Consider the following 21,498-nt stretch of genomic DNA (forward strand, 5'->3'; position numbering starts at 1 on the left):
AAAAACGCCTTCAGATGCGCACCCAAACCCATTTCTTCGGTCGATCGAACCTGTAACCAACGCCGACACACCCGGGTGGGATCGCGGGTCGAGAGACGCGTCCGAGGAGCGAAAACGCGGGAAGGCCCCGACGGTCACCGCGCGGTGGGGCGTGTCAGGGGGTACGATGTCGGACCAGCGACAGGACAACGAACGTCGAACTGACGGTATCGAACGGGCGACCGACCACCTCGAACTCTCGCGGCGATCGGTGATGGCCGGCGCGGCGGGAGTGGCAGGCCTCTCCGTGCCGACGACGGGCTTCGCCGCGGCTGCCGTGAACGCCGACGGCCACACGCTGGCGACCTACCGGGCGCTGGTCGAGGGGATCGTCCCGGAGACCCCCGAGCTCGGCGGCGTCCACGAACCGGGCGCGGTCGAAATCGGGCTGGAGGAGTTCCTCATCTACAACGTGAACTACGGGACCGACCTCCCGTCGATCGAGGAGATCAGGGGCGATCTGGCCGACGCGCTGGCGGTCGATCTGCCGGCGGCCGAGGACGCCCTCGAATCGCTCGTCGCGCGCCTGGAGTCGCTGCTTGGCTTCTCGGTCGCCGACCTGCTCGGGGTCGCTCGCGACGAGGTCTTCGGATCGCTCGAAGGCATCTCGCTCGAAATCCGGGAGGAAACGTCGCTATTGACGGTCGAGGAGGACGCCGACGGTGACGGCTCGGTCGAGCGAACGGAGGAAGAGTCCGCGACGCTGTCGATCGCGTCGATCTACGCCGCGGTGCTCGACCTCTTCGCGGTGGTCTTCGTCTACCGCGGGAAGAACGAGGACGTCCCGCGACCCCGCGAGGAGTACCCGAGCGGCGGAACCTTCACCACACTCTCGGGGACCGACCGGGCGAGGTGTCTCGAGTACGTCATCGACGTCTCGGACCCGCTGGGGGGGCTGGAAGACGAGATCCTCCCGATCCCGGACCTGCTCGAGACCATCGCGCTCAACCTGTTCACGCTCACCTACTTCGGCTACTACAACGAGTGGGCCGGCTACGGCGAGTCGAAGACCGACCCGCCGACCGAGCGGACACTGGAGACGCCGCCGGGCGAGGTGCAGGGCCACAGACAGATCGGATATCCCGGGCCGGCCGAGGGGTACGCGGCGCTCAGGGGGTACCCGATCGACTCGTTCCGTGACAACGACTGGGACACGGGGGGTGACGACGGATGGTTCTGAGCCCCGACGTGGTGGTCGTCGGCGCGGGCGGCGACGGCCCCGCGCTGGCCTGGCGTCTCGGCAGCCTCGGGCACGAAGTACTGCTCCTCGAAGCCGGGCCGTGGCACGGCAACGAGCAGTGGCCCGACCCTCACGAGGCTCCCGGCGGGACGCGGAGTTCCGACCCCGAGGACCTCTCGGGCGAGTTGCTCGACGAACAGCTCCCCGGCCTGGAGAACGACGCGAACAACACCGCCACGGGGCGGCTCCGGTTCGGGCCCGCCGATCGCTCGCAGGGATCGTGGGGGCGCCAGAGCGAGGGCGAACTGAAGATTACGCAGGTCGCCGGCGTCGGCGGGTCGACGCTCCACTACTACGGCAATCACCCGCGCGCCACAGTGCCGTCGGTGAACGACTCGGAGCACTGGCCCATCGACTACGGCGACCTGGTGGACTACTACCGGCTGATCGAGGAGAAGTTCGCCTTCGGCCCCGGCGCCACGTCGACGAAGGAAGCGGCCTTCTACCGGGCCGCCGAGGCGGCCGGCTACGAACTGAACGACCAGTTGAACGTCACGGCGGAGCAGTTGCCGAGCTACCGGCCGACGCCGAGCCTGATCGACCCGCCGGACGAGAAGTTGGGTGGAGCGTACGACGGCCCCTTCCGCTACCCGGAGATCGAGGGCGACACGCTCGCGAACGACGACTTCCAGGGCGGGTACGCCCCGCGCGGCGCACCGGTCCGGGAGCGGGCCCGGAAGTCCGCGAACGTCAGCTGGGTGCCCGAGGCGCTGGACACCGGAAACGTGACGATCCAGCCCAACACCTTCGTGACGAACGTCCGCACCAGCGGCGGCGAGGCGACCGGCGTGGACTTCCGGAACACCTGGTCCGGCGAGACGGGTCGCGTCGACGCTGAGGTAGTCGTCCTCGCGGCGGGCGCTATCGAAACGCCGCGGCTGTGGCTGAACTCGGGCCTCCCGGAGCGGGAGTGGCTCGGGAAGGGGCTGACCCATCACTGGTTCGACGCCGTCCACGGCGTGTTCGATCCCGACGCCATCGAAGCCCTCGCCGGCGAGGACGAACTGAAGCCCCACGTGGGACAGACCTGGGCCGGGCGAGTCGAGGCCGAGGAGGGGATCATCGGACTGGTCGGCAACACGCCCGGCCTCCACGGCGTCCTCACTGGATCGAGCCGGGCCGGACTGGCCGCGGACAACGACACCTGGGGCCGGCCGTGGGACTCGGTCGGGCGACTCACCGGCTCGGACCTCAAGGAGTTCATGGGCGATTACCGCCGGACGATGACCCTGTTGCTCAGCGTCGACGACGAGCCCCGGAAGGAAAACGGGGTCGAACTCGACCCGCTCATGTCGGACGCGAACGGCCAGCAGGCGAAGGTGACCTGGGAACCGAGCCTCTCGGACCGCTACAAGCGCGACTCGCTCGCGTGGACGGCGGCGGAACTCCTGGACGAAGCCGGCGCGGACCACATCCACCGCAGCGACCTGGAGCCGAATCTCATCCACATCCACGGGACGATGGCGATGGGGAAGGTCGTCGATTCCGGCTGTGAGTCCAGGGACGTCGACCGGCTGTTCGTCGGCGACCACAGCGTGATCCCGAACGCGCTCGGCGGGCAGAACCCCACCCACACCGGCCAGGCGCTGGCGATCCGGACCGCGGACCGGATCGTCGACCGGTACCTCTCGACCTGACGCCGACACACACCCCCACTTGAAAGGCGGATAATCGAAGGCGCAGGCTTTGTGCTATCGAGTCTCTTGTGATGGACACACATGACGGCAGCAGCCGACAAGGTCGCCGACGGGCGGGAGCAGGTGGCGTCGGACGGTGAACCGACAGTGCGCGACGTGGTCGCCGGGGCAGTGGACACCGCGCCGGAATCGATCGCCTACCGCGAGAACGTCGGGACGCTCGACGCGCCCGAGGAGCGCTGGCACCGCTTCGAGACGGTGGCGGAACTACCCGACCGCACGTTCGACGGGTGGGACGAACTGTTCGTCTACACCGAGACGCACGTCTACCACTGGGTAGCCGGCGGGTTCGCACAGGGACCCGATCGACTCCCCCGCGATCCGGCGAGCCTCCCGGACGAGAACTGATCCGCGGCCGGAACGGTCAAGCGGTCCGAGCGGCTAGAGCGCGTCGTGCTCGTCATCGCCGAACTCGCGCTCTCCTCCCCCACCCTCTTGCTGACGCCGACCATCGAGGCCAACCCCGAGGCCCGCGTCAGCATCGAGTTCCAGCCCGCCATGGACCCCGAGCGGCGCCAGTTCTTCGTGCTGGTCGACGGCGCGGACTTCGCCGCGTTCGACGACGCGCTGGCCGACGACTACACGGTCGCCGCCCCGACGGTCGTCGCCGAACGGGACGGCGTCCGGATGTACCGCCTCGAACTCACCGAGGACGTCGTCGCGGTCACGCCGCGCGTCTCTGAACTCGGCGGGATGGTGCTCGAAATGCACAGTACAGGCGGCGTCTGGTTCGTCAAGTTGCAGGTCCCGGAACGGGACGCGCTGGCCGCCTTCCGCGAGTTCTGCGCCGACAGCGGGATCGAGTACCGTCTCGAACGGCTCTACAGGACCCAGCCGACCCGCACCGCCACCCACGGCCTGACCGAGCAACAGCGCCACACGCTCCTGACGGCCGCCCGCGAGGGCTACTTCGAGGTCCCCCGGGAGATAAGCCAGGCCGACCTGGCCGCGAAACTCGGCGTCTCGGACTCGGCAGTCTCACAGCGGGTCCGCCGGGCCGTCGCGGCCCTCATCGAGCGCACGCTCGCGGCCGACCCCGAGCCTGTCGACCCCTCATAAAGCGTGGCATATCGAACCCGGTCGCTTCCGTCGCTCGACCGACAATGGGAGACGATGTCGGGAATCAGAGACGAGTTCGACGCCGCGGTGGAAGCGGGACTGGACGACGATTCCGAGACGATCAGGAGCCGGGTGACTGCGGCCTTCGAGGACGAGCGGTTCGTGGCCGCCCGACTCCGCCGGACCGACGGGATCCCCTCCGACCCGGAGACCAGCGAGCGCCGGTACGATAGCGTGGCCGCCCTGCCCGAGACGGACTTCGACCAGTCGGCCATCCGGACGGAACTGATCGTCTTCTCGGAAACGCGTGTCTACCAGTGGACGGCCGCCGGTGGCTCCGTCTCCTGGACGGTCCTCCCACGGTCGCCGGACGCGTGCGGCGACGACTGACGTGGGGTTCGCGGGTCGTCTGTTGGTCGTCCGACACACGTAAGCCCTGCCCGGGTGAACCGCCGGCCACCTGTGACCGCAGCCAACTGGAACGCCCCTGCGGCTTACGAACTCGGATTCGACGTCCTCGCCGCGCTGGGCGAACCACTCCACGGGGACTACCCCTGCGACGGCGCCGCCTACGAACCGCTCACGGCGCTGTCGCGGTCGGACTCGATCGCGTACGCGGACGTCGACGCTGAGCTCCCGCTGGACGGGCTCGTGCTCGGCCTCGGGCTCGACGCAGTCACCTACGAACCGGAGACGTTCCCGTTCCTCGTATTCGACTCGGACGAGACCAGCGCCCCCGTGATCGCGACCCGGTCCGGACTGCTCGTCGTCCCCTGGGTCGTCGACGAGGCCGTCGCGGTCGACCACCTGGCGCCCGTCCACGACCTGCTGACGGAACTCGGCCGAACGTGGTCGGGCGAGCTCGACGTTCGGATCCGGACCGTCGACGAGATTCTGAGCGGGTAGGAGACGGTCACTCGAGCTGGTCGCGAAGCCACTCGTAGTGCTCCTGGAGCCGCCGCTCGCCGGCGTCGGTCAGCGAGTACACGTCGCTCAGCCCCTCGGTTCGGGACTCGACGAAGCCTTTCCGCTCGAGGTCCTCGATCGCACCGTAGAACTGCCGAGGCTCGATCCGGTCGTCGTAGTGGCGTTCGAGCCGCGTCTTGAGCGTCTGGGCGGGTAACTCGCCGTCCTCGGCCCCGCCGAGGAGGACGCAGACGTCCCGGCGGGTGCCGCTCTGGAGCCAGCGCATATCACGACGCCGACGGCCACCGGGTTACGGTTTTCGAGACCCGCGCGGCCAGTCGACGGTGGCGCCGTCAGTACTCCCAGCGGCGGTCGATGCGCTCGGCGATCTCCGGGTACTCCTCCCGCAGGGTCTCGACGCCCGTCTCGCCGTCGACGTTGATCACGTGGACCTCACCGCGGTCGCCCCCGTAGACGTCCTGGAAGTCGTAGACGACGCCGACGACGTCGACGGCGTCGGGGACGTCCTCGCTCTCGCGGAGGAACTCGACCTGGCGGTCGACGTTGTACTCGACGAGGTGGTTGACGGCGTCGGTCCGCGGGAGGTCGTCGGGCAGTCGCTCGACGCCGGGTTCGAGGTGGGGTTCCAGCAGGCCGATGCAGTGCTCGATGCCGGCGGGTTCGTCTACTCCTTCGGTCAGCGCGTCGTAGGTCGCCGTCACCGCGCCGCAGCCGGTGTGGCCGACGACGACGGCCAGTTCCGTCCCGGTGTGTGCGATCGGGTAGAGGACGTCGCCCGAGACGGCCTCGCCCTCGGCGGTCCGCTGGACGACTCTGTTGCCGATATTTCCGCAACTGAAGATCTTGCCGGGCGTCTCGTTGTTCCAGACGTGATCCTGGAGGACCCGCGAGTCCGAACAGCAGACCGTCACCGCCTCGGGATGCTGGGCGTCCTGTACCTCGTCGAACCGGGAGTCGAAGGTCTCGGCGTGGGCCGCGTTGTCGGCGAGCAGGTCGACGAATACCTGATTCATCGTCGCGAACTGACCGCGCCCGGGAGTAAAAGACCTCGTTTCGGCGCGAGTTTCCGGCGCGGTGCCGCTCAGAGCGTGTAGTCGTCCTCGCCGGGGTCGTCGCGCATGGCTGGGTCCTGCTGGTCGGCGACGGACTGCTGGAACATGTCGCCGCCGAGTTCGTCCGTCTGCTCCTCTGCCGGGCCGTAGGCCGACAGTCCCTGTGTGAGTAGCTTCTCGACCGCCTCGTCCCAGTTGACGAACTCGCCCTGGGAGACCATGCGTTCGATGTCGTTCTCCACGCGGTCTGACAGCTCCATCTCGATCTTGGCCATATCCTCGCTCAGGGAAACAGGCAGGTAAGGTTTGGGTCTGCTATGTGGGGGTGAACCACGAGTCGGCCGCCGCCGGCCGCGAGCGTCGCTCGGGTCGATCGGGCGACCGCGATTAGGTGTCGGGTACCAGCGAGCGGTCGAACGAGCACGTCTCGAGGGCGAACCCCCGCCTCGAAAGGTCCGCGTACGGGACCGCTGGGATCTGCGATCCGGCAGGAGAGCGGCGATAAGGCAGCCTTTCCGTCCGAACGATGTCCCGCGTTTATTCGCCTGGCCGTGGCAGATCGGGGCGCTATGTCTGAGGATACGCGGACAGACCGTGAGCGTCGAATGTCGACCGACCGAGAGACGATCCAGGAGTGGGCACAGGACCACGACGTGGTCCCCGTACGGGTCCCGGGTGACCGCGGAGAGAGCGAGCAGTTCAGGATGGTCCCCGAGTCCGAGATGACAGCGGACCAGGAACGCCTCGAGTGGGAGGAGTTCGGCGACCAGGTCGGCGAAGGGGACCACGTCGTCGTCTATCACGGGGCGGAAGGGGAGCGGCCGATGGAAGTCATGGACCGGGAGACGGCGATGACACGAGCGGACGCCAGCGACGCGGAGTTCGAAGAGCGCCTGCTGGAAGGGGAGACGATCACGACGCAGATCGAGGAGACCTCGGTGGTCGAGACCGTCGTCCACGAGGAGGCGACCGTCGAGAGCGAACTGATCGACCGGACCGTCACGGACTCCGAGGTCGTCGACGTCCGACTGGTCGACCGGGAGTGTTCCCACTGCGACCTGACAGCGGACGAGGGCGTCTCGGACGCCGACGGCTTCGACCACGACCGATACATGTCGATGGCCGAGCAGCACGAGCCCGGCGCTCGCGGCGAGAGCGAGCGATCGGTGGGCGAGGGTCGTAGCGAGGTCGGTGAGGAAGCCGAGACGACGACTCGCGGGGACGAGTCCCTCACGACCGGCGAGGGCGAGTCCCTGGACGCCGACCACCTGCCCTACAGCGCGGAGCTGGACGTCAGGGAGACCTGGAACGTCACACGTGCCCTGACCGACCAGTACACCGTCGAGAGCCGGGTGACCGGCGTCGAGGTGAGCGGTGACGACACCATCGAGGACCACGACATCGACGTGGAGGGACTCCACCGCTCGATCGTCGAGGGCGGCCTCTTCGACACAGAGCAAACGACCGAGGACGTCCTCGCCCAGAGCGAGATCCGGAGCGAGTTCCACGAGGACGACCGCATCCGGACGCACTTCGAGCGCGGGCGCACCGTCGAGGACGAGATCGTCGACCGCAAACGCGTGGTCGCCGACCCGACAAGCGGCGAACGCCTGGGGCTGGAGATCATCGACTCCCGCGAGATCGTCGAGGAATCGGAGGCGCGACACGACACCGCCGCGGCGGCCGAGACGGAGGCCGACGCGGAGTCCGCCGAGCACGCGACCGGTTTCAGCGACGACGAGATCGGCAAGAAAGTCGTCGACGCGAGCGGCGACGACGTGGGAGAGGTCACCAAAGTCGAGGGGTCGACCATGTACGTCGATCCCCACCACGGGATCACCGAGCGGATCATGGCCTCGCTCGGCTGGGGCGAGCGCGACGACGACACCTACCCGATCCGGCGCGCCAACGTCGAGCGCGTCACCGACGACCGGATCGAACTGAAGGAGGAAAAGCAGATCGAGGAGACCGAGTGATCGGGTCGGTCCTCAATCGAGTGCGTTCGGGAACGCCTCGACGAGTCCGTCGAGCACATCGTGGTGTTCGGTCGTGTGCGGGGCCGTCAGCGGCGAGACGCTGACCTTCCCGTCCACGACGGCGCGTCGGTCCGTCCCCTCGGGGTCGGGAATCTCGCCCTGGGCCATCTGCTCCCAGATGCGGTCGTGGAGCGTGATCTCGCCGCCGTCGCGCTCCGCGTCCATCATGTAGGTCCGGGACGGTTCGGTGACGACCATCTCGGCGGGACCGTCGCGGTCCGGATCGGGGACCGGCGCGTTGACGTTGAGGTAGTCCGCTCGCTCGAACACCCCGGCCTCGACAGCGTGCTCGGCGAGATAGCTGGCGGCGTGGGCGGCGTTCTCGTACGCCGACTGCTCCACCTCCACGTCCGAGTAGCTGGTGTCTTCGCCGACGGGAACGTACAGCGAGACGGCGATCGCGGGAACGTCGAAGAAGGTGGCCTCGACGGCCGCGCTGACCGTTCCGGACCGGCCCAGGACGTAGGCGCCGAGGTTCGCGCCCTGGTTGCAGCCGGCGACCACGAGGTCGGCGTCCGGGACCAGCGTCCCCAGGCCGGCGACCACGCAGTCGGCGGGCGTCCCTTCGATGGCGTAGCCGAGTTCGTGGTCGCGGATCTCGACGGCGTGGGAGAGCGCCCGTCCGACGGCACTTTTGTCGACCGCCGGCGCGACGGCCGTCACGTTCCCGACGGCCGAGAGTTCGTCGTAGAGGGCGCGAAACCCAGCGCTCTCGATGCCGTCGTCGTTCGTCAGCAGTATCTCCGGCGCGGCCATGGCCCTCAATCCGGACGGCCGTCGCAAAAGCCCACCGTTCAGCGGCCACTCGAACGTCGAAGCGGTGCCAGCGTTTATGAGATGTGTGTCGAAAGGACGTCACATGACGGAGAAGACGCCGCCGGAGGATCTGTCGCTGCTGGGTAGCTGTCGGTGGCTCCTGTTCGATCAGTTCGACGACACGCGCGCCGACCGGCTCCGGAACGCGTTCGTGCTCGTGGGACTGGCGACGAGTTTCCTCGCGTTCGTCGCGGCCACGACCGCCATCCTCCAGAGCACGTCGCTGTGGTGGGTCGCGCTGATCCTCGGCGTACTCGGGACGGGCACGCTCACGTTCGTCTGGTTGCTCGCCCTCGGCTCGTTCGCCGAGTGGTTCGAGACCGGCGCCGTGACCGCCGAGGCGGAGTGACTCACTCCCCCGCCGGCACGCGATCCACGGCGGTCTCGCCGTCGACCACCAGGTTGTACGCCTCCTCGTCGTCGTTCCAGAGGGCGAGGACGTTCTCACAGACGAGCAAGTCCCCGTAGCTCGCGGTTACGAGATCCCGGTTGAGGGAGGATTCTCTCGTGAGCACCGCGTAGTGGGCGACCCGCTCGCTCCCGTCGCCGATCTTGAACAGGGGATTGGCGTCCTCGCCGGCCAGGTCGTGGCTCAGCTTGATCGCCGCGACGTCGATCCGGTTAGAGACGTGGTCGTCCATGTCGGCCATCCGCGCGAACTCGCTGACCGACGGGGTGAAGTCGATCCGGCGACGCCCGTCCGGGCGGAGGATCGCGTAGGCGTACTGGACGTCGACGTTGACGAATTCGCCGGGGTCGTGGTCCGGATCCGAAGCCGCCTCGTCCAGCCGTCGCTGGAAGGCGGGCACGTCGAGGTCCGGCGCGACGTCGAAGGACCAGCCCTCGTCTTCGGGCGTCGCCGACGGCCAGAGCCGAACGGTCGGCGCGTAGACGGTCAGCCCGTCCTCGACGGCGCGTTCGACCTCGCGGAGGCCGATCGCCGTCTCCCGGTCCGCGGGTGCGAGTCCGACGAGCGATCCGTCCTCGGCCACGGCCTCCCGGTACCGTTCCACGACCGCAACCGGATCGACGAGTTCGCTCAGGACGTTCGCGAACAGCACGAGGTCGTACTCCCCATCGGGCTCGAAGGCCTCCGCGGTCGTCTCGTGGACCGTCGCGTGGAAGTTGCGCCCGGTCTCGTCGAGCAGGTGGGTGAGGACGTCGGTCGCCGCGCTGGGCTCGACGGCGTGGTAGTCGACCAGCGCGTCGTCGGGCAGGAGGTCGGCCAGGCCGAGCGCGGGGCCGCCGACGCCAGCGCCCACGTCGAGCACGCGGAGACGCTTCGGGAGCAGGCCGTCCGCGATCAGGTCCGCGAGGACGTACTGGACGACCGCGTAGTAGTCGGGGAGGTGATAGAGCGCGTAGGAAAGCGCCGTCTCCGCGTCGTAGTCGACGTCGTTGCCCCAGAGGTAGTCGGTCTTGAAGTCGCGGATCCGCTCGCGGATGGCGTCGCCCGACTCCCCGTCCGGCCACCCCGGCCCGTACTGTTCGACGAACAGGTCCTCGAGCGCCGTGGAGTAGGCCGACGGGAGCGCCTCGACGCCGTGGAACTGCACGGAGACGGGGCCTTCCTCGACCGGTTCGAAGGTGCCATCGTCGTTTTCGAGCAGGCCGAGGTCGAAGGCCTCCTCCCGCAGCACCTGCGCGATCGCGGCGGGGTGTGGCTGGTCCTCGACGTACTCCTGGATCTCCTCGGGATCGATGGGGCGGACCTCCCGGAGGTACCGCGCGTTGTCTCGGACTCCCTCCCGCTGGTCGGCGTTCATCGCCGGTCGCGCACCTCCCGGTACAGCGACTCGAACTCTTCGTCGTCGGCCGCCCCGAGCTCGGCCGCGGCGTCGGCGACGTCCCCCGCGCCGTCGAAGGCCGCCTGGATGTCGGCGTAGACGCGCGGGTCGCCGCCGGAGACCTGGTCGAGCAGGTCGAACAGCACGTCCGAAACCGGCGTCTGGAACTCCTCGGGGACCGGATCGGCGACCAGGCCGAAAGCGAGGATCGCCGCGTGGGCCTTCGCCTGGACGGTCTCCATCGCCCGATCGTGTTCCGCCGCCGTCGTCTCGAAGACGGTGTTGCCCCGCGCAGTGAGGGCGTCCCGGACGGCCTCGGTCGTCGGTCCGGCGGCGTCGACGACGGCGGCGACGTTCCCGGGTTCGTTCTCCGGCGCGAACAGCGGGTGGAGGCTCAGTCGTTCGCGGTCGGGGGCGTGTTCGGCCATCGCGGCGACCGGCTCGGCGGCGACGCCCGTGACGTCGATCACGGCCCGCTCGGCCCGCTCGGCGTGCTCGGCGATCGCCTCGACGGCGACCGGGATGGGGACCGCGATGCAGACCGCCGTGAACTGCTCGGCCGTGTCGAGCGGGACCGTCCGTCCGTCGACCGCGTCCGCGGCGGCCTCGGCCGCTGCCTCGTCCGGATCGGCGAAGGCGACCGTCACGTCCTCGGCGCCCGCCCGGACCGCGTCGGCGAACCACCGGCCCATCGCGCCGGCACCGACCACGAGTACGTTCATTGCGCCTCGATAACCCCGGCCCGTGCAAAAGGGGTTCGGGTCCGCGACAAGGACGGCACCCTTTTGCCGTCGCGTTGACGCTATCCGGTATGGACAGGCGGGTGCTGCTGGCGGTCGCGCTGGCCGCGGTGACGCTGCTGGCGGGGTGTTCGTGGGTGGCCGAAGATCCGACCACGCCGTCCTCCCCATCGAATTCCTCCGATGGACCACAGGACACCGGAATCCCCTACGAACGGCTGGACGATCACTCGGCCGCGCTGGCGAACGAGAGCTACGATCTGGGGATCGACCTCGAGATCCGGACCCCCGATCGGCGTCGCAACGCCACCGTCAATGTATCGAGCGATCCGGTCGGCGAACGACAGCTGATCCGGACCGAATCGCCCAACGGTAGCCTCGACAGGTACCTCGCGGGCCAGGAGCTGTACACTCGCGTGAACGTCAACGGCACCACCGAGTACAACATCACCGACCTCGGCGCGCGAAACGTGAGCTTCGCAGCGGTCCACGGGAGCGGGATCCGGGTCCGGCGGCTCGCCACTATCTACGAGTTCGGGACCTTCGAGCGGGCCGGCAACGTCACTCGCGACGGCGAGCGCTACGCCGCCTTCGACCTGACCGAACCCGCGACCGGGCCCAACGCCACGGTGACGCTGAACGATTCGTCGGGCCGAATCCTGATCGATCAGAACGGGATCATCCGGCGGGCGACGATCGATCTGCGCGGCACCCAATCCGGCGAACCGTTCGTCTACGCCGTCGACTACCGGATCGAACGAGTGGGGAACGTGACGATCGACGAGCCAGCGTGGTTCGACGAGGCGCGCAGCGGAGCGATCTCGACCTCCCGGTCGGAAAATCAGACCACGAGCCGTTCGGGATAGTCGGTGAGGTTCTCGTAGCCGCCCTCGGTGACGACGACGATGTCCTCGATCCGGACGCCGCCGACCGCCGGGTCGTAGAGCCCGGGTTCGATCGTGATCACGTGGCCCGGTTCCAGTTCCTCGCCACCGGGGCCGACGAGGGGCTGTTCGTGGACGTCGAGTCCGACGCCGTGGCCCGTGTTGTGGATGAACCCCGTCTCCGTGGTCTCGTCGCTCCGGAGCGTCGGTTCTCCGGCGTCCTCGTAGACGTCACAGACCGCGTCGTGAACGGCAGCGCCAGTCGCGCCCGGTTCGACCGCGTCGAGAGCCGCCCGTTTGGCCTCGGCGGTCAGGTCGTACCAGCGACGGATATCGTCGGACGGCTCGCCCTTCAGGAACGTCCGCGTCATGTCGGCGTGGTACTTCGTGGCCTTGTCGCGCGGGAAGATGTCGACGATGATCGGTTCGTCGGCCGCGAGGGGGCCGCTCCCGCGGTCGTGAGGATCCGCGGCGTCGGCCCCGCAGGCAACGATGGTCTCGTCGAGGGCACAGCCGTGCCGGAGCAGGGTCACTTCGATCTCCTCTTGCACGCGCTCGCTCGTGAGGGGGCCGCCCTCGTGGCGGAGGACGCCGTCGTCGACCGTGGCGGCGCGCAGGAGGTCCTCGGCGGCTTTCATCGCGGCTTCGTTGGCCTTCTGGGCGGCCCTGACGTGGCCGATCTCTGCGTCGGTCTTGCTCGCGCGAATCTCGCCGATCACGTTGGTCCCGCCGCGACCGATCGGCGGTGCCTCGGGCGTCCGGACCTCGATTCCCTGTTCGCGCAGGCCGTCGGCCGTCGCGAGGGGGAAGCGCGCGGGGACGGCGATCGACTCGACGTCGCGGTCGTCGAGAAAGGCGGCGAGGACGCGTCGACCGCCTTCGAGGCGACCGTGTTCTTCCACCAGCGCGGGCATGTCGTAGTCGACGTGACGATCGACCGTGACCGCCCGGCTCTCTGACTTCGCGCGGCCGTACTCCAGACTGGAGACGAGCAAGTGAACGTCCCCGTCGTAGAGCGTGTGGAACGGGTCGGGCGCGTCGAAGCCCGAGAGGTAGAACTGGTCCGAGTCGTCGCCGGCGGCGTCGATCAGGAAGCCGTCGACGCCGGCCTCCGCGAGGAAGGCGTCGAGCGGCGAGAGATCGGGTTCCATACGCCGGAGTCCGAGGGCGAGGGACTAAACCTCGGGGGTCCGCCGACGCTCGGGTCCGGTACCCTCATGGCGGGCGGCCGCGACGACTCCCGCATGAACGTCGAAATCTCGCCGTCTCGGGTCCGCGGGACGGCCCAGGCGCCGCCGTCGAAGAGCTATACGCACCGCGCGATCCTCGCGGCCGGGTACGCGAGTGGTGCGACCGTCACCGACCCGCTGGTGAGCGCGGACACGCGCGCCACGATGCGCGCGGTGGAGGCGTATGGCGGGTCCGTCGATCGGAGCGACGACGACGCCGAACTGGCGATCGAGGGGTTCGACGGCCGGCCCGACGTCCCGGCCGACGTGATCGATTGCGCCAACAGCGGGACGACGATGCGGCTGGTGACCGCGACGGGGGCACTCGCCGACGGGATCACGGTCCTCACCGGTGACGACTCGCTCCGGTCGCGGCCGCAGGGGCCGCTACTGGACGCGATCGACCAGCTCGGCGGTCGGGCCGAGAGCACGCGCGCGAACGGGCAGGCACCACTCGTCGTGAAAGGGCCGGTGGACGGGGGGACCGTCTCGATACCGGGCGACGTGTCCTCGCAGTACATCACCGCGCTGTTGCTGGCCGGCGCAGTGACCGAGTCGGGGATCGAGATCGATCTGGAGACCGAGCTGAAGTCGGCGCCGTACGTCCAGATCACCGTCGAGGTGCTGGAGGCCTTCGGCGTCGAGGCGGTCGAGACCGACGCCGGGTTCCGCGTCGACGGCGGCCAGACCTACGAACCGGCCGGCGGTGAGTACGCCGTCCCGGGCGACTTCTCGTCGATGTCCTACCTGCTGGCGGCCGGCGCGCTGGCGGCCGACGACGAACTACGGGTTCGCGGTGCCCAGCCCAGCGCGCAGGGCGACGCGGCGATCGTGGAGATCCTGGAGCGGATGGGCGCCGACGTCGAGTGGAACCGGGACGCGGGCGTCATCACGACCCGGCAGTCGTCGCTCTCCGGAATCGAAGTCGGCGTCGAGGATACCCCCGACCTCCTGCCGACGATCGCGGTGTTGGGCGCGGCGGCCGACGGGACGACGACTATCACGGACTGCGAGCACGTCCGCTACAAGGAGACCGACCGCGTGAGTGCGATGGCCGAGGAGTTGACCGCGATGGGGGCGTCCGTCGAGGAGGAGCAGGACACCCTCACGATCCACGGCGACGAGACCGACCTCCGGGGCGCCGAGGTCGACGGCCGGGCCGATCACCGGATCGTGATGTCGCTGGCGATCGCGGGACTGGTGGCCGACGGGACGACGACGATCGCCGGCGGCGAACACGTCGACGTATCCTTCCCGGACTTCTTCGACGTGCTGGCCGGGATCGGTGCGACCGTCGAGAGAGAGTGAAGACTGGCCGAGTGGGGCGAACAGACGGCAGGATGCGGGCACGAAGCCGTCTGCCGCACTCCCGCGAACGGCTCCGCGGCGACTCGTCAGGGCATGGCCGGGGCTGGTCCCGGCTTCGCTGATAAGTATTCGTGGGGGCGAACGCGGCGTTCGACGCTTTCTCAAGCTTCAAATGGCAGGCCGACCCAGCACACAGTAATGAACGGGAACAGTTTCGGGCGGCTCTTCCAGGTGACCACCTACGGGGAGAGCCACGGGGAGGCGATGGGCTGTACGGTCTCGGGCGTCCCCGCCGGCGTGGAACTCGACGAGGAAGAGATCCAGCGGCAACTCGACCGGCGGAAGCCGGGCCAGTCGATGATCACGACCTCGCGCGGCGAACCGGACGAGGTGACCATCAACAGCGGGCTCCAGGACGGCTACACCACTGGGACGCCCCTCGGAATGGTCATCCAGAACAAGGACGCCCGCTCGGGCAAGTACGAACCGTTCGTCACCGCACCGCGGCCCTCCCACGGTGACTACACCTACTCGGCCAAGTTCGGGACGCGCAACTGGGGCGGCGGCGGACGCTCGTCGGCCCGGGAGACGGTCAACTGGGTCGCGGCCGGGGCCGTCGCCCAGCAGGTGCTCGACGCTTCGGAGTACGACGTGCAGATCAAGGCCCACGTCAACCAGATCGGCGACGTCGAGGCGCCCGAGGTGACCTTCGAGGAGATGCTCGAACACACCGAGGAGAACGAGGTTCGGTGTGCCCACCCGGAGACGGCAGAAGAGATGCGCGAGGTGGCGGATCAGTACCAGCAGGAGGGCGACTCCATCGGCGGGTCGATCTACTTCGAGTGTCGCGGCGTGCCACGCGGCCTCGGCGCGCCGCGGTTCGACTCGGTGCCGGCGCGACTGGGGAAGGCGATGTTCGCCATCCCGGCGGTGACGGCGTTCGAGTACGGTCTCGGGCGAGAGGCCCGGGACGTGGCCGGGATCGACCGCAACGAGGACTGGGAGTTCGACGACGGCGAGTCCCACCCCGAGACGGTGAGCGAGGAAGGCGATCCCGTCCCGGTCGGCAACGACCACGCCGGGCTCCAGGGCGGCATCACGACCGGCGAACCCATCTACGGAGAGGTCTCCTGGCACGCGCCCACGTCGATCCCGAAGACCCAGACCACGGTGGACTGGGAGGACGGCGAGCGCAAGGAGATCCAGGTCGTCGGCCGCCACGATCCGGTCCTGCCGCCGCGTGCGGTGCCCGTCGTCGAGTCGATGCTCGCCTGCACGGTGTTAGACTTCATGCTCCTGTCGGGCCGGATCAACCCCGACCGGATCGACGGCCGTCCCGGCGAGTACGACACCGACTACCACCCGTCGAGCCCGCAGGAGGACCCCGACGACGCCGAGACGCGCGCCGAACCCACCGAGGACGACGACTAACTCGGCGACTCCTCGGCCGTTCCGTTCCCGCGTAGCCGTCGCCACTGACAGCGCGCACACCGGACCGAGTCGACCAGTATCGCCAGCACGACGAGCGCGCCGAGCCACAGGAGAACCGGGTACTGATCGAAAACGGTCGTCGTTATCTCGATCAGGCCGAAGGCGATCAGGAAGGTCAGTTCGGCCAGCCGTCTGAGATGTCCCATCGGTCGGAGTCAGGACCGCGTTCATGTCAGCCTGACCCATGCTTTCGTGGTCGCACCGATCGAATCCATTCGGGCCGGGGGCTTATCAGCGGCCCGGCCCTGGCACGGCTATGGACGTGAACCAGGAGACGGTCGCCAACCCGTTCGGGATGGACGAGGACTGCCGGCAGTGTCCGGCACTCTGTGACACCCGAACGCAGATCGTCCACGGCTACGGTGACGTGAGCGCCGAGTTCCTCGTCCTGGGCGACGCGCCGGGACCGGGGGCGGACCGGACCGGCGTGCCCTTCACCGGCGATGCGGACGGGCGCGCAGTGCTGGACCTGCTAGCCGACCTGGGATTCGTCGAGTCGCCGGAACGCGACGAGCCGACGGTCGACAACGTCTTCCTGACGTCGCTGACGCGCTGTCGGCATCCCGAGCGACCGCCGACCGACGACGAGGTGCGCAACTGCGAGGACTTCCTGACCGCCGAAGTGCGGATGATCAACCCGGAGATCATCCTGCCGATCGGGCAGCGAGCGCTCTCGGCGCTGGCCTACGAGTACACGACCAAGCCGCCTGCCGAACTCGACGTCGAAGACGCGCACGCGACGACGATCCGGGGTCGCGGGTTCGAACTGGTCCCGGCGACGTCGCCGGACGAGTGGACCGACGAGCGACGGGCGGCGCTGTTCGAACACCTCCGGTCGCTGCTGGATCGGGACTACCGGCAGACGAAGGGGCGGCGGAGCCGCTGACTCACCAGTAGGGGTTCGAGACGCCGCCGCTGCCGAGCGTGCCGGCGGCCGAGAGCCCGCCGACGAAGAGAACGACGAGCGCGAGCGTTGCGCTGACCGCGGCGATGGTGGTGACCGAAGGGACGGCGAGAACGAGGGTGGCGATTCCGGCGACGCTGCCGAGCAGCATCGCGCCGATCAGGATCGACCCGACGAAGCCGCTCAACTGTTCTACGAGCATACCCGGAAGATGGACGACCGACGACATAAACGGGGGTGGTTCGGTCGACGACGCGGCCGACCGAAGCGGCGCGTTCAAGGGTCGCGCGGACGCACTGTCGGCTATGACTACCGTCGCCGTACTCGCGGACCCGCCGCGCGAGGGGCTCGTCCTGCCTGACATCGTCGACCAGACGCCGCTGTCGGCCGCCGAAGCAACCGAGCTATACGTCGCGATGTACCGGGACGTCTGCCGCGCCGTCGAGGCCAGCGGGGGCGACCTGCTCGTCAACTACCGCGACGACGAGGACCTGCCCGAGGAACACGCGGGGGAGGAGTCGGCCGAGGCACAACTCCGCGCGGCGCTCACGCCCGCGCTGTCGGATCCCGACGCCGCGCGGTACGAGGTCCAGGTCGGCTCGTCGTTCTCGGCGCGGGCGGGGAACACCGTCACCCACCTGCTCGACCGGGAGGACGTCACCTCGGCCGCCGTCGTGGAGCCGACCGCGCCGTTTCTCGCCCGGGGCATCGTCGACAGCGCGGCGATGAAGCTCCGGCGACACGAGGTCGTCCTCGGGCCGGCGGGCGACGGCCGGGTGTACTACGCCGGATTCGGGGACTCGATCGACTTCGCGGACGCCTACGAGCCGCCGGCGGTCGAAACCCTCACGGATCGGGGCGTCGCCGCGGACCACGGCGTGGACTTCCTGCAGATGACGCCGGTGGTCGAGACGCGTGATGATCTGGTGACGGCGCTCTCGCTTTTGTCGGCGCGGGTCGCAGCCGGGCGGAATCACCCCGAGTACACGGCGGCGTGTCTGGCCGATCTGGGACTGGACCTAAAGGCAGGTGCGGACGGTGCGGAACTGGTGAAGGAGTGACGGCGGTGGCGTGACCGACAGGTCGTCGATCCCTCAGAAGAGTCTGGGTCTCGCTACTGACGATGGAGCCGATTTCGACACACGCGACCGACGCTCTCGCGGCATCCACCGAGGGTTTCGCGATTTGGTCCCGGAAAACAGACCGTAAGTATTTGATTCCCGGGTAATCACGCTCGCTATGGATTTGTCTAGGCGGAAGGTCGTGACTGTCGGTAGCACACTCGTAGCGTCGGCAGGGCTGGCCGGCTGTTCGGGTGGCGAATCAGATGGAGATCCCGGAGAGAACGATACCGGCGACTCGGGGCCGCAAACCGAGTCACAACGGGACGCCTCGACGGCGACCGGTGAACCGGACTTCGAACTGAGGGGGTTCGAGGTCCAGCCGAGAATGCTCGCGGTCGGAGACGAGATGGCTATCGACACGAAGGTCGAAAACGTCGGGAGCGGACCGGGAATCGCCCGGTTCGAGTTCACGCTCGGGTCGGCGGAGTTCTCGTGGGAGAGTGACGAGATCGGCGCCGGTGAGACGTCAGCGGACCTGCGGATAACGGCCGAGGTCCCGGACGTCGAGTCGAACCGTCACGATTTCGGCGCCGACCTGAACGGCGACCGAGTCGCAACCGTCCCAGTCGATGTACTGCGTGAAGGCGAACCCTCGAGACCGGGGCTGTACGGATCCTTCGTTTCAGCCACGCGGGCGGACGTGTCACGTGGCACCGCGCGCCTGCTTGCCTTCAGCCGGAACGACGATACCAGTGGAGAAGATGTCGAAATCGGCGAGATCGGACAGTTCGGTTCAGAACCCCTCCTCGACGGAGAGTACACCGTTCGCGTCACGTACCTCTCGGGGACCGTCTCGGAATTCGACGGCGTTCCGGATATCTACGCGGCCGAACGGGGGCGCGAAATTCGGGAGGACGCGGTCGTGCTCGGACAATACACGCTTCCCGAAGCGTATCGGACAGACGTTCGGCTGGTCGACGAGTCCGGCGACCCAGTCAGAGGTTTCACGCCGTCCGTTCGAGACGCGAATGGGAACGGGACCCGGACGTTCACGACGAACGAGGACGGCTATCTCGTCTCTGAAGCGCGCTCGGAGTCAGGGCTCACTCTCCCGCCAGAGGACGGATCGAACATCGTCGTCGACGCGACCCCCTCCTCGGGCGGACCGCCCGAACGGTTCGGAAAGATATACGGATCACCCGAGAGAGACGAATTCGAACTGACCGTCTCCGATCCGGATCGGTTCTGACTCGACAGTTGGTCCGTCCAGCCGCCGGTGTTCGCGTCTGTTGTCGCTCCCGCCTCCGATCGGGCCCCACCGTCCTCGGAGCCTGAGACAATACCTTCAAGTTCGTCCCCTTCGGATCTATTCACACGCCCCGCGACGAGCGAAATCGGTCGTTTCGAGCCTATTCAACGTAGGTGCGTTAGGGTAGCGAATCACCATCGTTGTCCTGACAAGACCGAGATGATCGCATGGCTGCGGCGGGGTTGGAAGTGTCAGTTCGGTGGGATAGCGAAGTGGCCTAACGCGACTGCCTTGAGAGCAGTTGTCCTCACGGACTCTGGGGTTCGAATCCCCATCCCACCGTCGGTTGTCACGAACAGTCCGTGAGTGACAACCAAGGAGATGGGATTCGAGCCCTGCCAGTCCCGCGAGCAACGCGATCGGGACGCTGTCAGAGCATCGCTCTGACAGAAGTCGCAGCGGCCGAGTGGAGTGAGGCCGACCGTCTCCACTCGGTTCGAATCCCCATCCCCCCGTATTCGTCCCGCAGAACCCATATCAGGCTCGAACGCGTAGTAGCAGTAATGGAAGATACAGTGTCGGCAAGGTCGGAGACCCGCATCTTCACGGCGCCGCGGACGGACGTCACGCGGGACCAGGGCAAGTTCAGGACCAATTTCGACTTCCCGGGGCGGGCGGTGCCGGGGCACGACGACCACGGGTACGGGCCGCTGGCGACCGTCGTCGAGTCGTTCATGGATCCCGGGACGCTGATCCGGATGCACCAGCACCGGAACGAGGAGATCGTCTCCTGGGTCCCCGACGGGGTCATGCGACACGACGATCGACTGGGGAACGAACTCGTGACGGACGCCGAGCATCTCATGGTGATGAACGCGGGGAGCGGCTTCTGGCACGCCGAGGAGACGCTGGCCGAGGACCCACCGTTGCGGATGCTGCAGATCTTCGTCCGCCCGCACAGCCTCGATCTCGAACCCGGGATTCAGCACGAGCCGATCCCCGAGGCGACCGCTGGCGAGTGGCGGCACCTTTTCGGGCCGGAAGAAGAGGGCGGAGACGCGCCGCTTTTCGTCCGGAACGCCGTCGATTTCTACGACTGCCGGCTGGCGGAAGGCGCGACGGTCTCGCTCCCCTCGCGCCAGGGATGGGATACGTATCTCTACGTCTTCGATGGGGCGGTGACTGTCGGTGACGCGTCGGTGGGCTACACCGAAAGTGCGCTGGTGACCGGCGACGGCGAGGTCCCCGTCACGGCCACGGAGGACTCCCTGCTCGTCGCGTTCAGTCTCGATCCGGACGCACCGATCACCCGACAGGGGACGATCGGCCGATAATCGGGCGTCGCTTGCAGGTGCCGGCACCACACGGAACGGGTAGCGCAGTGACAGCTACGTATGACCTATCGGACGACGATCGGGTACTCCCTTATCTCCTCGGGGATCGTGACGCTGTTGCTCAAGGTCCTGCCGGGAGATTCGCTCTACTGGGGTATCGCACTGCTGGTGGTGGGGATCGCCGTGTTCGTGATCCGCCGGTAGCCGGCGCTGGCGACGAGCCTGATCCCGATTTCGGCGACGGCCGCGGAGAGTAACGCTTTTGCGTGGTTCGGCCCGACACGGACGTATGAGCGACTGGCCGCAGGACCCCGACGGCGACGCAGGGAGCGAGGGGCGGCGCAAATACGGACAGGCGATCCTGGCGAAGAAGATCGACGAGGACGAGGACTTCCCGCTGGTCCAGTCGGAGTTCGTCGAGGAGTTCGGCGACGAACCGATCCGGATCGACCACTCGACGGTCGTCAGCGTCGCGGACATCTTCGACAACGTCGACCAGGAGGAGTTCGAGGACTTCCCCGACTTCCACAAGGCCGTCGGGAAGGCGATGCGCGAGGCGGGCTACTGGCCGTACGAACTCGCCTGAACGCCCGACTGGACGGGGACGGACCGGGAGCCGCCCGGGAACCAAAGACAGATATC

The 21,498-nt window shown here is 68.1% G+C and carries 26 protein-coding genes and 1 tRNA gene; 18 read left to right on the forward strand and 9 right to left on the reverse strand.

Translation table 11 applies throughout. The features are described 5' to 3' along the window. Window positions 1-166: 166 nt before the first annotated feature. The 6 genes from U5918_RS02180 to U5918_RS02205 all read left to right on the forward strand — a co-directional run bounded on the left by U5918_RS02180 (window position 167) and on the right by U5918_RS02205 (window position 4,941). The gene (locus tag U5918_RS02180; protein ID WP_335999135.1) at window positions 167-1,219 is read left to right on the forward strand and encodes a hypothetical protein; all 1,053 of its coding nucleotides are present in this window, start codon (window positions 167-169) and stop codon (window positions 1,217-1,219) included. Further along, entirely contained in the window at window positions 1,210-2,916 is a 1,707-nt protein-coding gene (locus U5918_RS02185) for a GMC family oxidoreductase N-terminal domain-containing protein (RefSeq protein ID WP_335999137.1), read from the forward strand. The genes U5918_RS02180 and U5918_RS02185 overlap by 10 nt, the downstream gene beginning before the upstream one ends. Before the next feature lie 81 nt (window positions 2,917-2,997). Then, window positions 2,998-3,324, forward strand: a complete 327-nt coding sequence (locus U5918_RS02190) for a hypothetical protein (protein WP_335999138.1) — start codon at window positions 2,998-3,000, stop codon at window positions 3,322-3,324. Window positions 3,325-3,369: 45 nt separating this feature from the next. After that, a complete protein-coding gene (locus U5918_RS02195; RefSeq protein ID WP_335999140.1) occupies window positions 3,370-4,035 on the forward strand; it encodes a helix-turn-helix domain-containing protein in 666 nt (221 codons plus the stop codon). Window positions 4,036-4,089: 54 nt separating this feature from the next. Continuing rightward, the gene (locus tag U5918_RS02200) at window positions 4,090-4,425 is read left to right on the forward strand and encodes a hypothetical protein (RefSeq protein WP_335999142.1); all 336 of its coding nucleotides are present in this window, start codon (window positions 4,090-4,092) and stop codon (window positions 4,423-4,425) included. Between the two features lie 72 nt (window positions 4,426-4,497). Further along, window positions 4,498-4,941, forward strand: a complete 444-nt coding sequence (locus U5918_RS02205; RefSeq protein ID WP_335999144.1) for a hypothetical protein — start codon at window positions 4,498-4,500, stop codon at window positions 4,939-4,941. Window positions 4,942-4,948: 7 nt separating this feature from the next. Here U5918_RS02205 and U5918_RS02210 read toward each other — a convergent pair whose 3' ends face one another. The 3 genes from U5918_RS02210 to U5918_RS02220 all read right to left on the reverse strand — a co-directional run bounded on the left by U5918_RS02210 (window position 4,949) and on the right by U5918_RS02220 (window position 6,289). Next, a complete protein-coding gene (locus tag U5918_RS02210; protein ID WP_335999146.1) occupies window positions 4,949-5,227 on the reverse strand; it encodes a PadR family transcriptional regulator in 279 nt (92 codons plus the stop codon). Window positions 5,228-5,294: 67 nt separating this feature from the next. Next, complete coding sequence (locus U5918_RS02215) at window positions 5,295-5,975, reverse strand: carbonic anhydrase (protein ID WP_335999147.1); 681 nt, start codon at window positions 5,973-5,975, stop codon at window positions 5,295-5,297. Between the two features lie 68 nt (window positions 5,976-6,043). After that, window positions 6,044-6,289, reverse strand: coding sequence for a DUF7120 family protein (locus tag U5918_RS02220; protein WP_335999149.1), 246 nt, complete (start codon window positions 6,287-6,289; stop codon window positions 6,044-6,046). A 330-nt stretch (window positions 6,290-6,619) separates the two neighbouring features. On the opposite strand from U5918_RS02220, the gene U5918_RS02225 reads away from it, so the two are divergent. Continuing rightward, window positions 6,620-7,990 carry a hypothetical protein gene (locus tag U5918_RS02225; protein ID WP_335999151.1) on the forward strand — a complete coding sequence of 457 codons (1,371 nt, stop codon included), beginning with the start codon at window positions 6,620-6,622 and terminating at the stop codon, window positions 7,988-7,990. A gap of 12 nt (window positions 7,991-8,002) precedes the next feature. Here the strand turns inward: U5918_RS02225 and surE are convergent, their stop codons facing one another. Next, window positions 8,003-8,806, reverse strand: coding sequence for a 5'/3'-nucleotidase SurE (gene surE, locus U5918_RS02230; protein ID WP_335999152.1), 804 nt, complete (start codon window positions 8,804-8,806; stop codon window positions 8,003-8,005). A 103-nt stretch (window positions 8,807-8,909) separates the two neighbouring features. On the opposite strand from surE, the gene U5918_RS02235 reads away from it, so the two are divergent. Then, the gene (locus U5918_RS02235) at window positions 8,910-9,215 is read left to right on the forward strand and encodes an amastin family protein (protein ID WP_335999153.1); all 306 of its coding nucleotides are present in this window, start codon (window positions 8,910-8,912) and stop codon (window positions 9,213-9,215) included. Between the two features lies 1 nt (window position 9,216). On the opposite strand, the gene U5918_RS02240 is transcribed toward U5918_RS02235, so the two are convergent. After that, window positions 9,217-10,632, reverse strand: coding sequence for a small ribosomal subunit Rsm22 family protein (locus tag U5918_RS02240; protein WP_335999154.1), 1,416 nt, complete (start codon window positions 10,630-10,632; stop codon window positions 9,217-9,219). Further along, on the reverse strand, window positions 10,629-11,375 hold the full coding sequence (locus U5918_RS02245; protein ID WP_335999155.1) for a prephenate dehydrogenase/arogenate dehydrogenase family protein: 747 nt from the start codon (window positions 11,373-11,375) through the stop codon (window positions 10,629-10,631). The genes U5918_RS02240 and U5918_RS02245 overlap by 4 nt, the downstream gene beginning before the upstream one ends. Before the next feature lie 89 nt (window positions 11,376-11,464). Here U5918_RS02245 and U5918_RS02250 point away from each other — a divergent pair, with 89 nt between their 5' ends. Beyond that, the gene (locus U5918_RS02250) at window positions 11,465-12,259 is read left to right on the forward strand and encodes a DUF7537 family lipoprotein (RefSeq protein ID WP_335999156.1); all 795 of its coding nucleotides are present in this window, start codon (window positions 11,465-11,467) and stop codon (window positions 12,257-12,259) included. Here U5918_RS02250 and U5918_RS02255 read toward each other — a convergent pair. Beyond that, window positions 12,235-13,428, reverse strand: coding sequence for a M24 family metallopeptidase (locus tag U5918_RS02255; protein ID WP_335999157.1), 1,194 nt, complete (start codon window positions 13,426-13,428; stop codon window positions 12,235-12,237). The genes U5918_RS02250 and U5918_RS02255 overlap by 25 nt on opposite strands. A 93-nt stretch (window positions 13,429-13,521) precedes the next feature. Here U5918_RS02255 and aroA point away from each other — a divergent pair, with 93 nt between their 5' ends. Both aroA and aroC read left to right on the forward strand, forming a co-directional pair. After that, entirely contained in the window at window positions 13,522-14,814 is a 1,293-nt protein-coding gene (gene aroA, locus U5918_RS02260; RefSeq protein ID WP_335999158.1) for a 3-phosphoshikimate 1-carboxyvinyltransferase, read from the forward strand. 198 nt (window positions 14,815-15,012) lie between these two features. Next, the gene (gene aroC / locus U5918_RS02265; RefSeq protein WP_335999160.1) at window positions 15,013-16,245 is read left to right on the forward strand and encodes a chorismate synthase; all 1,233 of its coding nucleotides are present in this window, start codon (window positions 15,013-15,015) and stop codon (window positions 16,243-16,245) included. On the opposite strand, the gene U5918_RS02270 is transcribed toward aroC, so the two are convergent. Beyond that, entirely contained in the window at window positions 16,242-16,451 is a 210-nt protein-coding gene (locus U5918_RS02270) for a hypothetical protein (protein ID WP_335999161.1), read from the reverse strand. The two genes, aroC and U5918_RS02270, sit on opposite strands and share 4 nt — an antisense overlap. A 110-nt stretch (window positions 16,452-16,561) precedes the next feature. Here U5918_RS02270 and U5918_RS02275 point away from each other — a divergent pair, with 110 nt between their 5' ends. Further along, window positions 16,562-17,191, forward strand: coding sequence for a uracil-DNA glycosylase (locus U5918_RS02275; protein WP_335999163.1), 630 nt, complete (start codon window positions 16,562-16,564; stop codon window positions 17,189-17,191). A 1-nt stretch (window position 17,192) separates the two neighbouring features. Here the strand turns inward: U5918_RS02275 and U5918_RS02280 are convergent, their stop codons facing one another. After that, window positions 17,193-17,411 carry a hypothetical protein gene (locus U5918_RS02280; RefSeq protein ID WP_335999165.1) on the reverse strand — a complete coding sequence of 73 codons (219 nt, stop codon included), beginning with the start codon at window positions 17,409-17,411 and terminating at the stop codon, window positions 17,193-17,195. Window positions 17,412-17,514: 103 nt separating this feature from the next. Between U5918_RS02280 and U5918_RS02285 the strand changes: the two genes are divergently transcribed. The 6 genes from U5918_RS02285 (at window position 17,515) to U5918_RS02310 (ending at window position 21,442) form a co-directional block, all read left to right on the forward strand. Further along, window positions 17,515-18,270: a hypothetical protein gene (locus U5918_RS02285; protein WP_335999167.1), complete on the forward strand. Its 756-nt coding sequence runs from the start codon at window positions 17,515-17,517 to the stop codon at window positions 18,268-18,270. A 409-nt stretch (window positions 18,271-18,679) separates the two neighbouring features. Beyond that, the gene (locus U5918_RS02290) at window positions 18,680-19,522 is read left to right on the forward strand and encodes a hypothetical protein (protein ID WP_335999169.1); all 843 of its coding nucleotides are present in this window, start codon (window positions 18,680-18,682) and stop codon (window positions 19,520-19,522) included. A gap of 258 nt (window positions 19,523-19,780) precedes the next feature. Continuing rightward, window positions 19,781-19,864: transfer RNA gene (locus tag U5918_RS02295), tRNA-Ser, on the forward strand. Window positions 19,865-20,085: 221 nt separating this feature from the next. Next, window positions 20,086-20,856 carry a pirin family protein gene (locus tag U5918_RS02300; RefSeq protein ID WP_335999171.1) on the forward strand — a complete coding sequence of 257 codons (771 nt, stop codon included), beginning with the start codon at window positions 20,086-20,088 and terminating at the stop codon, window positions 20,854-20,856. Window positions 20,857-20,916: 60 nt separating this feature from the next. Beyond that, complete coding sequence (locus U5918_RS02305; protein ID WP_335999173.1) at window positions 20,917-21,060, forward strand: hypothetical protein; 144 nt, start codon at window positions 20,917-20,919, stop codon at window positions 21,058-21,060. Window positions 21,061-21,145: 85 nt separating this feature from the next. Further along, complete coding sequence (locus tag U5918_RS02310) at window positions 21,146-21,442, forward strand: DUF5785 family protein (RefSeq protein WP_335999174.1); 297 nt, start codon at window positions 21,146-21,148, stop codon at window positions 21,440-21,442. Window positions 21,443-21,498: the final 56 nt, after the last annotated feature.

Origin of the sequence: Halorientalis sp. LT38 (assembly GCF_037031225.1) — an archaeon.
GTDB classification, from domain to species: domain Archaea; phylum Halobacteriota; class Halobacteria; order Halobacteriales; family Haloarculaceae; genus Halorientalis; species Halorientalis halophila.

What these genes read in the sequence shown, in the direction of transcription:
- U5918_RS02180 (WP_335999135.1), top strand. Translation starts at nt 167, where the DNA reads ATGTCGGACCAGCGACAGGACAACGAACGTCGAACTGACGGTATCGAA.
- U5918_RS02185 (WP_335999137.1), top strand. Translation starts at nt 1,210, where the DNA reads ATGGTTCTGAGCCCCGACGTGGTGGTCGTCGGCGCGGGCGGCGACGGC.
- U5918_RS02190 (WP_335999138.1), top strand. Translation starts at nt 2,998, where the DNA reads ATGACGGCAGCAGCCGACAAGGTCGCCGACGGGCGGGAGCAGGTGGCG.
- U5918_RS02200 (WP_335999142.1), top strand. Translation starts at nt 4,090, where the DNA reads ATGTCGGGAATCAGAGACGAGTTCGACGCCGCGGTGGAAGCGGGACTG.
- U5918_RS02210 (WP_335999146.1), bottom strand. Translation starts at nt 5,227, where the DNA reads ATGCGCTGGCTCCAGAGCGGCACCCGCCGGGACGTCTGCGTCCTCCTC.
- U5918_RS02215 (WP_335999147.1), bottom strand. Translation starts at nt 5,975, where the DNA reads ATGAATCAGGTATTCGTCGACCTGCTCGCCGACAACGCGGCCCACGCC.
- U5918_RS02220 (WP_335999149.1), bottom strand. Translation starts at nt 6,289, where the DNA reads ATGGCCAAGATCGAGATGGAGCTGTCAGACCGCGTGGAGAACGACATC.
- U5918_RS02225 (WP_335999151.1), top strand. Translation starts at nt 6,620, where the DNA reads ATGTCGACCGACCGAGAGACGATCCAGGAGTGGGCACAGGACCACGAC.
- surE (WP_335999152.1), bottom strand. Translation starts at nt 8,806, where the DNA reads ATGGCCGCGCCGGAGATACTGCTGACGAACGACGACGGCATCGAGAGC.
- U5918_RS02235 (WP_335999153.1), top strand. Translation starts at nt 8,910, where the DNA reads ATGACGGAGAAGACGCCGCCGGAGGATCTGTCGCTGCTGGGTAGCTGT.
- U5918_RS02240 (WP_335999154.1), bottom strand. Translation starts at nt 10,632, where the DNA reads ATGAACGCCGACCAGCGGGAGGGAGTCCGAGACAACGCGCGGTACCTC.
- U5918_RS02245 (WP_335999155.1), bottom strand. Translation starts at nt 11,375, where the DNA reads ATGAACGTACTCGTGGTCGGTGCCGGCGCGATGGGCCGGTGGTTCGCC.
- U5918_RS02250 (WP_335999156.1), top strand. Translation starts at nt 11,465, where the DNA reads ATGGACAGGCGGGTGCTGCTGGCGGTCGCGCTGGCCGCGGTGACGCTG.
- U5918_RS02255 (WP_335999157.1), bottom strand. Translation starts at nt 13,428, where the DNA reads ATGGAACCCGATCTCTCGCCGCTCGACGCCTTCCTCGCGGAGGCCGGC.
- aroA (WP_335999158.1), top strand. Translation starts at nt 13,522, where the DNA reads ATGAACGTCGAAATCTCGCCGTCTCGGGTCCGCGGGACGGCCCAGGCG.
- aroC (WP_335999160.1), top strand. Translation starts at nt 15,013, where the DNA reads ATGAACGGGAACAGTTTCGGGCGGCTCTTCCAGGTGACCACCTACGGG.
- U5918_RS02270 (WP_335999161.1), bottom strand. Translation starts at nt 16,451, where the DNA reads ATGGGACATCTCAGACGGCTGGCCGAACTGACCTTCCTGATCGCCTTC.
- U5918_RS02275 (WP_335999163.1), top strand. Translation starts at nt 16,562, where the DNA reads ATGGACGTGAACCAGGAGACGGTCGCCAACCCGTTCGGGATGGACGAG.
- U5918_RS02280 (WP_335999165.1), bottom strand. Translation starts at nt 17,411, where the DNA reads ATGCTCGTAGAACAGTTGAGCGGCTTCGTCGGGTCGATCCTGATCGGC.
- U5918_RS02285 (WP_335999167.1), top strand. Translation starts at nt 17,515, where the DNA reads ATGACTACCGTCGCCGTACTCGCGGACCCGCCGCGCGAGGGGCTCGTC.
- U5918_RS02290 (WP_335999169.1), top strand. Translation starts at nt 18,680, where the DNA reads ATGGCTATCGACACGAAGGTCGAAAACGTCGGGAGCGGACCGGGAATC.
- U5918_RS02300 (WP_335999171.1), top strand. Translation starts at nt 20,086, where the DNA reads ATGGAAGATACAGTGTCGGCAAGGTCGGAGACCCGCATCTTCACGGCG.
- U5918_RS02305 (WP_335999173.1), top strand. Translation starts at nt 20,917, where the DNA reads ATGACCTATCGGACGACGATCGGGTACTCCCTTATCTCCTCGGGGATC.
- U5918_RS02310 (WP_335999174.1), top strand. Translation starts at nt 21,146, where the DNA reads ATGAGCGACTGGCCGCAGGACCCCGACGGCGACGCAGGGAGCGAGGGG.